Here is an 8,942-nt window from a genome sequence, read left to right as displayed (position 1 = left end):
GCACGGCGGACCTGGCGTTCCGTATGGACGGCGAACGACGTGACCTGGAACGCGCCCTGGCGCTCGCCTCCGGAATCGTGGTGGACGCAACGGCCAGCAAGGCGCGCCTCGCGCCCGGCGACACGGTCACGGTGGAACTCTCGCTGTGGAACGGCGGCGCGCAGCCGGTGACGGTCGCCTCGCTGGAGCCCGAACTGCCGCGGGGCTGGTCGTCCGCGGCGGTGCAGCCCGCTGCGGACGCGGCGGTGGCGCCGGGCGCGCTGCTGGTGCGCCGCTTTCGCGTGCGGGTGCCCGCGGACGCCGAGCTGACGATTCCGTACTTTCTGCGCCAGCCGCGCGACGGCGACCTGTACCGCTGGCCGGAGCGGGACGCGGCGCTGGGCCGCCCGTTCGAGGCGGCTCCCGTGCTGGCCGTGGCGCACCTGCGCGTGGGCGGGGCGGAGATCGCCGTGCCCCAGGAGGCCAGCTTTCGCGAGGTGGACCCGCGCCAGGGCGAAATCCGCCGCCCGGTGATGGTGGTGCCCGCCGTGAGCGTGCTGCTTTCGCCGCGCACCCGGGTGCTCAGCACCTCGCAGCCGCGGCCGCTTTCGTACGTGGTGCGCATGGCGGCGGAGGCGGAAGGCGGCGCGCGCGGCACGCTGCGGCTGGTGGTTCCCGCCGGATGGCGCGCGGAGCCGGCCGCGGTGCCGGTGGCGTTCACCGCGCCGGGCGAGGTGCGCGAGGTGCGCTTCGCCGTCACCGCGCCGGCCAACGCGCCGGCGGGGGACGTGGCCGTGTCCGCCGTGTTCGAGGCGGAGGGCGGCGCGCGGTTCGCGCGCGGGGTGCAGATGATCGACTACCCGCACGTCCGCGCCCGGCCGCTGTACCACGCGGCGGAGTCGCGGGTGCGCGCGTTCGACCTGCGGGTGCCCGCCGGGCTGCGCGTGGCCTACATCGAGGGTGCGGGCGAAGAAGGCCCGGCGTTCCTGGAAAACCTGGGAATCACGCCCACGCTGCTCACGGCGGACGACCTGGCGGAGGGCGACCTGAGCCGGTTCGACGTGATCATCGCCGGGAGCCGCGCGTACGAGGTGCGGCCGGACCTGGGCACGCACAACGAGCGGCTGCTGGACTGGATGGTGGCGGGCGGGACCATGATCGTGCAGTACAACAAGTACGAGATCGTGGAAGGGGAGTTTACGCCCGCGCCCATCACCATGGCGCGCCCCCATGGCCGCGTGACGGACGAGAACGCGGCCGTCCGCATTCTGCAGCCCGAGAACCGGGTGTTCACCATCCCCAACCGCATCGGGCCGGCGGACTTCGAGGGGTGGGTGCAGGAGCGCGGGCTGTACTTTGCGCAGACGTGGGACCCGTTCTACACGCCCCTGCTGGAGATGGGGGATCCAGGGGAGTCGCTTCAGGGCGGGCTGCTGATCGGGCATCCGGGCAAGGGGACGTACGTGTACACCGGGCTGGCGTTCTTTCGCCAGTTTCCGGAAGGCGTGCCCGGCGCATACCGCCTGTTCGCCAACCTGCTCGCGTTCGGCTCGAACGATCCAGCGGGGCGCTGAGCCCAGCGGGCGGAGCGTGAGCCGCCGCGAAGGGCGGAAGTTGGCGCAGAGGGGCGGGATTCAGGGCGGCCCCCACCCGGGCTCGCATTACTCGCCCACCCTCCCCCAAAACGGACTGGGGGAGGGTTGGTGGGGCGGACGTCTCCGCGCGTACAGCCGGAAATCAGCGCAGGCACGCTGAGCGAATGAATTCGCCGCAACAACGGCGGAAAGTCCCCCCAAACGGACGGGGGGACTTCACCTGCACGCGGGCGGATGGTTGCACATGAAGTTCTCCCCTCTCCGTGCGCAGTTTGCACGGGGAGGGGCCGGGGGAGGGGCCCACGCGCAGCGCCACGCCGTTCCCGCCGACGCCCCCTGAGCGAATGAATCCGCCGCTCCAACCGCGGTAAGCCCCGACTCGTGGCCGCTGTCGCGCCCACGATCGAGGCTTCAATCGACCCGGCGGACAGCCCGGCCCGGGCGGCGGACGCGAATGCCGGTGTTCCAGTTCGCGAAGGCGGACTTCGTGTCGTTCGAGGTGCGGTTCAATCGCCGGGAACGGGGCCGGCCACACGCGCCGCCGTCTGCCCCGCGCCGAACGGCTCCCCCTCGCCCGCTTGGGGGAGAGGGGGCTGGGGGGAGAGGGCTGCCCGCGGCCGCGCCGAGCCGTCCGAAGCGCACCGATCCTTCCGTTCTCCCCTCGAGCTTCGCTTCCGGCCAGTGTGGAGCGACGCAGGGTCGGGCGAGGGCCGCCGTTGGGGTGTGCCCCCTCTCCCACATCTGTTCGTGGGAGAGGGTGGCGAGCCTAAGCGAGACGGGTGAGGGCCACAGCCCGCCGCACGCACCGAACCGTCGTTCCGCGCTGACCTCCGGACGCGCACCGATGCAGCAGCAGTTCATCCACCACCATCGCACATCCATGCGCCTTCGCCGGCCATTCGCCCGCATTCCGCTGATCGCCCTGCCGCTGCTGGCCGCCTGCACCGGCGGCGACGGGCGCTCGGTGCTCACCGTCTACTCGCCGCACGGGCGCGAAATGCTTTCCGCGTTCGAAAAGCGGTTCGAGGCGGCGCATCCCGACATCGACCTGCAGTACGTGGACATGGGCTCGCAGGAGGTCATGGACCGCGTGCGCTCCGAACGCGCGAACCCGCAGGCCGACGTGTGGTGGGGCGCCCCGTCGTCCATGTTTCAGCAGGCGGCCGACGACTCGCTCCTCGCGCCCAGCGCGCCCAGCTGGGCCGCCGTCACCCCCGCCGATGCGCGCGACCCCAAGGGCCGCTGGTACGGCACCTACTTTACGCCGGAAGTGATCGCCTACAACACGCAGGCGGTGCCCGCGGCGCAGGCGCCCCGGGACTGGGACGACGTGCTGGACCCGAGGTGGAAGGGAAAGCTGCTCATTCGCGATCCCATGGCCAGCGGCACCATGCGCACCATTTTCGGCATGGTGGTGCAGCGCGGCATCCGCGCCAGCGGCGACACGGCGCAGGGGTTTGCGTGGCTGCGGCGGCTGGACGCCAACACCAAGCAGTACGTCCTCAATCCCACGCTGCTGTACCAGATGCTCGCGCGGCAGGAGGGGCACATCACCCTCTGGGCCCTGCCCGACATCGAGATGGTGCGCGCCAGGTACAACTATCCCATCGATTACGTGATCCCCAGCAGCGGCACCCCGCAGATCATCGACGCGGTGGCCGTGGTGCGCGACGCGCCCAATCCCGAGGCGGCGAAGACGTTCATGGAGTACGTGGGCGGCAACGCGGCGCTCGTCCCCGCGGTGCGCGACTTCTACCGCCTGCCGGTGCGGACGGATTTTCCGATGGACAGCATGCCGGAACGGCTGCGCGCCGCCCAGCGCGCCATCAAGCCCGAGCCGATGGACTGGAAGCAGCTTCAGCAGCGCGAGTCGGAGTGGATGCGGTACTGGGACGAACACGTGCGCGGCGGGGGCGGACGGTGACCGTTTCCGCTCCCATCGCGTCCCGGGCGGATGCGGGCGGCGGCACCCCGCAGGCGCTGCTGCGGCTGGACGCGGTCGGCCGCCGCTTCGGTGACACCGTGGCGGTGGACGGCGTGTCGCTGGAGGTGCCCGCGGGCGAGTTTCTGACGCTGCTGGGCCCCTCCGGCTGCGGCAAGACGACGACGCTGCGGATGATCGCCGGCTTTGAGCACCCCACCTCCGGGCGCGTGCTCATCGGCGGGCGCGACGTAACGGCGCTGCCGCCGCAGAAGCGCGACGTGGGGATGGTGTTTCAGAACTACGCCCTCTTTCCCCATCTGGACGTGTGGGAGAACGTGGCCTTCGGCCTCAAGTCGCGCGGGGAGCGCGGCGCGGGGGTGGAGGCCGCCGTCACGCGGGCGCTGGGGCTGGTGGAGCTGGAGCCGTACGCGAGGCGCAAGGTGCAGGCGCTTTCCGGCGGGCAGCAGCAGCGCGTGGCCCTGGCCCGCGCGCTGGCGCCGGAGCCGCCGGTGCTGCTGCTGGACGAGCCGCTGAGCAACCTGGACGCCGCCCTGCGCGAGCGCACCCGCGACGAGCTGCGCGCCCTGCTCAAGCGGCTGGGGATGACGGCCGTCTTTGTGACGCACGACCAGGAGGAGGCGTTCGCCCTTTCCGACCGCATCGCGGTGATGGACCGCGGGCGCCTGCAGCAGGTGGGATCGCCGGAGGCGCTGTACGGCGCGCCGGTGAACGCCTTTGTGGCCTCGTTCCTGGGGCGCGCCAACTTTCTGCCCGCCACGGTGGATTCGGTGGATGGCGACCGCGCGGCGTGCACCGTGGCCGCGGGAGTAACGTGGCGCGCGCGGCTGGCGGCGGACTCGCCCCGCGGCGCCGGCGCGCGCGTGCGGCTGATGGCGCGTCCGGAGGCGCTCACCCTGGCCGCCGCGGACGAGCCGAACGCATTGCGGGCGCGGGTGCTGGACCGGCGCTTTGCCGGCGCGGCGACCTTTTACCGCATGGAAACGGAAGCGGGACCGGAGCTGCTGGTGCAGGGCGGCCCGCACACCGCGTCGCCGGGCGACGTGGCGGGCATCTGCCTGGTGGAAAGCGCCCAGCCGGTGGCCTACGCGGCGGAGCCGTGACGGCGTAGAGGGTGGAGACGAAAGCGGCGCCGCTCGCGACCATCGCGGGCGGCGCCGTTCCTCACCCGCCGGGGCGGATCAGGGGTTGGTTTTGTCGCCGCAGGTGTCGCGGTCCGGATCGCTGGTGTAGTCGGTCTTGCACGTCTCGAAGCACGCCGTGCCCTGGCCCACGCCGGCGATGGACATGGCGGTGGGCGTGGTGTCGAAGCTTTCGACGGTGAGGGCGTTGGGGTCCAGGCTCATCGGTACGCTCCGGGTGGGATGGAGAGGCGCGGGCGGGATGCCGCGCGGCGGATGAACATGCACGAATCGTGGCGGATAATCAATGGCTCTGATGGCGAGTAGACAGGGGCGGAGCGGGGGCGCGCTGTGGGTGGCGAGTCCCGTCGTCCTCGTCCTGCTGTGGCTGGTTCTGTATCCCAACCTGTTCGTGCTGGCGGACAGCGTGCTGGACGGGGGCCGGTGGACGGGCGAGCACTACGCGCGCTTCTTCGGCAGCCGCAGCGAGGTGCGCGCCCTGTGGAACAGCGTGTGGATCTCGCTCGCCAGCGTGGTGCTGAGCGCGCTGATCGGCGTGCCGCTCGCCTTTCTGTTCGCGCGGCGCGACTTCCCCGGCCGGCGGGTGCTGGGCGCGCTGGCCGCCATGCCCGTTCTTCTGCCGCCGCTGGTGGGGACGCTTTCGTTCCTCTTTCTGTACGGAGAGAGCGGGTTTCTGACCCGCGGCGTGCAGGCCGCGCTGGGGATGGCGGAGGCGCCGTGGCGGCTTACGGGTGCCTGGGCCGTGCTGCTGGTGCACGCCTACACCATGTACGTCTACTTCTACCTCTTCGTCTCCGCCGGCCTCGCGCGGCTGGACGGCGGGTACGCGGAAGCGGCGGCGGCGCTGGGCGCGGGGTGGTGGACGACGATGCGGCGCGTGACGCTCCCCATGCTGGCTCCCGCGCTGGGCGGCGCCGCGCTGCTGGTGTTCATGACGTCCATGGCGTCGTTCAGCGCGCCGTACGTGTTCGGCGGCGGATTCCGCGTGCTGACGACGCAGTTGTACAACAGCAAGCTGAACGGCGAGGACGGGCTGGTGGCGGTGGAGGCCGTGGTGCTGGCCCTCGCCTCGCTGCTGTTCCTGTGGCTGCTGCAGCGGTACGAGGCGGGGCGCGAGTACACCGGCGCCGGCAAGGGACTGGCGCCCGCGCCCCGCGCCGCGTCCGGCCGCGGCGGCTGGCTGACCGCGGGCGCGACGGTTCTCGTGGCGTTTCTGCTGCTGCCGCACGCCACCGTGCTGCTGATCTCTTTTGTGCCGGAAGGGACGTGGACCACGCAGGTGCTGCCTCCCTCGTATTCCACGGAGAACTACACGCGGCTGTTCAGCGAATCGCAGCGGCTGGTGCCCATTCTGAACTCGCTGCAGATGGCGACGGTGGCCACGATCGCCAACGTGGTGTTCGCGTACGCGGCGGCGTGGCTGCTGGCGCGAAAGGGTACGCGCGGGCGGGGGTGGATTTCGGCGCTGGTGGCGCTGCCCTGGGCGCTGCCGGGAACGGTGCTGGCCATCGCCCTCGTCTTTACCTTCAACGTGCACCAGCCGCTGGCCGGGCGCTTCGTGCTGGTGGGGACGTGGGGCATCCTGCCGCTGGCGTACTTCATCCGCAACATTCCGCTGGTGACGCGGGCGGCGCTGGGCAGCTTCAAGCAGCTGGACCCCACGTACGAAGAAGCCGCAGCCTCGCTGGGCGCGTCGCGCTGGACGACGGCGCGGCGCGTGGTGCTGCCGCTGGTGCTCCCCGGCCTCGCGGCGGGCGCGCTGCTGGCGTTCGTGACGGCGCTGGGCGAGTTCGTCGCGTCCATCCTGCTGTACACCAACCGCACGCGCCCCATCTCGGTGGAGATGCTGTCCAGCCTGCGCGGCTTCGACTTTGGCGGCGCCTCGGCGTACGGGGTGATTCTGATTGTGCTGGTGGGGCTGGTGTTTGCGGCGGGAGGGGGAAGGGGAAGTGCGTGAGTGCTGGGTGCGTGAGTGCGGAGTGCAGAGTGCGGAGTGCAGAGTGCGGAGGGGCGCGGCTCGGCGATGCTCCCAACCGAGTGCGGCGGGCCGGCATACTGCCGGTGGGCACTGGGCACCAGGCACTGAGCACTTCCGTTCCCTCTGCCGTTACTCAGCACTCCGCACTCAGCACTTCCCTCCCCTGGATCATTGTAAACGCATGTAGTGTATCCCCCTCCACTCCGCGGACCGCCGGCTCGGCGGCCGCCTTTGTACTCTGGTGGGGAGATGTACCTCGTGCAGAAAATGACCCGACTGCTGGTGGCCGCCGCGCTGGCGCTTCCGTGCTCGCTGGCCGCGCAGGCCACGCCCGCCGCCCCGCCGGCCCAGGCCGCTCCGCAGGCGGAGATGGTGCAGATCCAGACGCGCCTGGCGCAGCTGCAGGATCAGGCGCTGCAGGACACCGCCCTTGTGGCCGCCGGCGAGGCGCTCAACCGCGACCTCATGGCCGCCGCCGCGTCGCTGGACACGGCCGCCGCCGGCCGCATCGCCCGCGCGGAGACGCTGGGGCTGGAGCTGCAGGCCGCGCAGATCGCCCGCGACACCGTCAAGCTCGCCGCGCTCACCACCGAGGCCGAGGCGCTGTCCACCTACTTTGAGCAGCTTACGCCCCGCGTGATGGCGCTGCCCGCCATGGCCGCCAAGCAGCAGGCGTACGTGGACCGGCTCATCGCCGTCATGACCCGGCTGGACGCGCAGGTTCCCACGCTCATCGCGCGGCTGGACCAGCTGCGCGGCGTTCCGGCCGCCGCGCCGGGCAACTGATCCCGCGGTACGGTCGATGAAAGAAGGGGCGCACCCGCCGGGTGCGCCCCTTTCCTGATCTACGGTGCCCACGACGATGCTCTCGGCCACGGACGAATGCGGATCCACTACGGCGTGATGAGTTGCGTTTTCGGCGGCTATCTCGTCGCGACGGAACTTCTGGTGCAGGGCGGCAGATCGGTGCCCCATCCGGAATTCGGGTGTACGGCCGCGGGTGGAGCCTATCTCCCGGCAGCGGTGGCCGTGATGCTGGCGCTCGCGGGGCTCGGTTCGGACTGGGTTTCAGGGCGTGCCGGGCGACACTGGGTGGCAACGACGGTTGTGCACGCGATGGTCCCCGCTGTCTTTGGCGTGGTGGTTGGGCGCTGGTATTACGGCGTCAGAATGCCACAGATGGCGACATGCAGCCAGCTGCCAGTCTGTGCATTGTGTATGGACCGGGTCTGGGAAACCATGTGGTTCCAAATGGCTTCGGCTTCCGTCCTCGCAGTGTTGGTGGGGCTGGCGGTGGGCGCACTCGCGGAACGCCCTGCCGCGAACACGGAACGTGGAGTTCAGTCGCGCACCCCGCGTGGCTGAGCGCATGGGCCCGCCGAGTCAAAGATTTCTCATCCCTCGCTGACGGGATAGTTCAGCCGGACCGCGCGCGCCAGCGGGAAACGGTGAGCGTCAGCAGGATCAGCAGGGTGGAGCCCACCGCCGTCCACGCCACGGCTGCGGACTGCGCCGCCGTGTCCCCGCCGCGCCGGGCAACGAAGACGGCCAGCAGCGCCCAGACGACGGTGAGCGCAAAGCCGGTGTTTCCCCCCGCCATCCACGTCACGCCCGCGGCGATCAGCCCGGCGGCGGCCACCATCACGATCCCCCACAGCTCCGCCGTGAGCGGCGCGCCCGACCATCCCAGCGCGGCTCCCGCGTGCGCGGTGTTGGCGATGGAAGCCACGGTGATCCATCCCAGAAAGATGCTGAAGGTGATCCACACCAGAATGCGGCCGGTGGCGGAAAGCGCGTGCCTCCGCGGCGCCGTCCGCGCGATCACCCCGATCAGCGACGCCAGGATGCCGAAGATCACCAGCACGCTCAGCGCGAACCATCGCATGGGAAAGACGAGTTGCCACAGGGTGTTGCCCAGCATGGCCGCCGCCGTGAGCCACCCGATGCGCCGCAGCAGCGGGTCCGCGGCGCGCGCCGGCTGAAGCTGCCACACGGCGTAGGCCACGGTGAGCGCAAAGATCAGCCCCCAGATGGAGAAGGCATAGCCCGCCGGGACGACGTACGTGGGCTGCTGGTTGGAGATGGTGCCGACGTCCTGCCGGCCCAGCGCCGCGGGCAGCGCCGGCGCCACGATCTGGGTTACGGAAAACACCACGTTCGCCCACTGCCGTGCCATGTCGGAACTCATCAGTCGCTTCCTCCCGGTGTGTGCCCGTCGCGCCCGTCGCCCGGCCACGTGATCCGCATCCCGCGAGCCGCACGGGCGCGCGCGGGCAGATACGACGCTTGCCGGGCGATCGGATCCG

The 8,942-nt window shown here is 71.2% G+C and carries 8 protein-coding genes; 6 read left to right on the top strand and 2 right to left on the bottom strand.

Annotated features, from left to right (window positions below; all coding sequences use genetic code 11):
• The 3 genes from VF665_RS20495 to VF665_RS20485 form a co-directional block, all read left to right on the top strand.
• A partial coding sequence (locus VF665_RS20495; RefSeq protein ID WP_331055325.1) for an NEW3 domain-containing protein occupies positions 1-1,553 on the top strand: 1,553 nt, incomplete at its 5' end.
• Positions 1,554-2,418: 865 nt separating this feature from the next.
• Positions 2,419-3,498 carry an extracellular solute-binding protein gene (locus tag VF665_RS20490; protein ID WP_331055324.1) on the top strand — a complete coding sequence of 360 codons (1,080 nt, stop codon included), beginning with the start codon at positions 2,419-2,421 and terminating at the stop codon, positions 3,496-3,498.
• Positions 3,495-4,619 (top strand): ABC transporter ATP-binding protein, encoded by a 1,125-nt coding sequence (locus VF665_RS20485; protein ID WP_331055323.1) that lies wholly within the window; start codon positions 3,495-3,497, stop codon positions 4,617-4,619. Before VF665_RS20490 ends, VF665_RS20485 begins: the two co-directional genes overlap by 4 nt.
• 78 nt (positions 4,620-4,697) lie before the next feature.
• Here the strand turns inward: VF665_RS20485 and VF665_RS20480 are convergent, their stop codons facing one another.
• The gene (locus VF665_RS20480; RefSeq protein ID WP_331055322.1) at positions 4,698-4,862 is read right to left on the bottom strand and encodes a hypothetical protein; all 165 of its coding nucleotides are present in this window, start codon (positions 4,860-4,862) and stop codon (positions 4,698-4,700) included.
• Positions 4,863-4,944: 82 nt separating this feature from the next.
• On the opposite strand from VF665_RS20480, the gene VF665_RS20475 reads away from it, so the two are divergent.
• From VF665_RS20475 to VF665_RS20465, 3 genes are all read left to right on the top strand, one after another.
• The gene (locus VF665_RS20475; protein ID WP_331055321.1) at positions 4,945-6,615 is read left to right on the top strand and encodes an iron ABC transporter permease; all 1,671 of its coding nucleotides are present in this window, start codon (positions 4,945-4,947) and stop codon (positions 6,613-6,615) included.
• Between the two features lie 279 nt (positions 6,616-6,894).
• Entirely contained in the window at positions 6,895-7,422 is a 528-nt protein-coding gene (locus VF665_RS20470) for a hypothetical protein (protein ID WP_331055320.1), read from the top strand.
• A gap of 96 nt (positions 7,423-7,518) precedes the next feature.
• Entirely contained in the window at positions 7,519-8,001 is a 483-nt protein-coding gene (locus tag VF665_RS20465; RefSeq protein ID WP_331055319.1) for a hypothetical protein, read from the top strand.
• A 52-nt stretch (positions 8,002-8,053) separates the two neighbouring features.
• Here VF665_RS20465 and VF665_RS20460 read toward each other — a convergent pair whose 3' ends face one another.
• Positions 8,054-8,824 (bottom strand): hypothetical protein, encoded by a 771-nt coding sequence (locus VF665_RS20460; RefSeq protein WP_331055318.1) that lies wholly within the window; start codon positions 8,822-8,824, stop codon positions 8,054-8,056.
• Between the last annotated feature and the right edge of the window lie 118 nt (positions 8,825-8,942).

Source organism: Longimicrobium sp. (assembly GCF_036387355.1).
Lineage (GTDB): Bacteria > Gemmatimonadota > Gemmatimonadetes > Longimicrobiales > Longimicrobiaceae > Longimicrobium.
This window is presented reverse-complemented; position numbering and strand designations above follow the sequence as displayed.

Bases quoted from the DNA above. Each gene is read 5' to 3' on its own strand.
- VF665_RS20490 (WP_331055324.1), top strand. From the start codon at position 2,419: ATGCAGCAGCAGTTCATCCACCACCATCGCACATCCATGCGCCTTCGC.
- VF665_RS20480 (WP_331055322.1), bottom strand. From the start codon at position 4,862: ATGAGCCTGGACCCCAACGCCCTCACCGTCGAAAGCTTCGACACCACG.
- VF665_RS20475 (WP_331055321.1), top strand. From the start codon at position 4,945: ATGGCTCTGATGGCGAGTAGACAGGGGCGGAGCGGGGGCGCGCTGTGG.
- VF665_RS20465 (WP_331055319.1), top strand. From the start codon at position 7,519: ATGCGGATCCACTACGGCGTGATGAGTTGCGTTTTCGGCGGCTATCTC.
- VF665_RS20460 (WP_331055318.1), bottom strand. From the start codon at position 8,824: ATGAGTTCCGACATGGCACGGCAGTGGGCGAACGTGGTGTTTTCCGTA.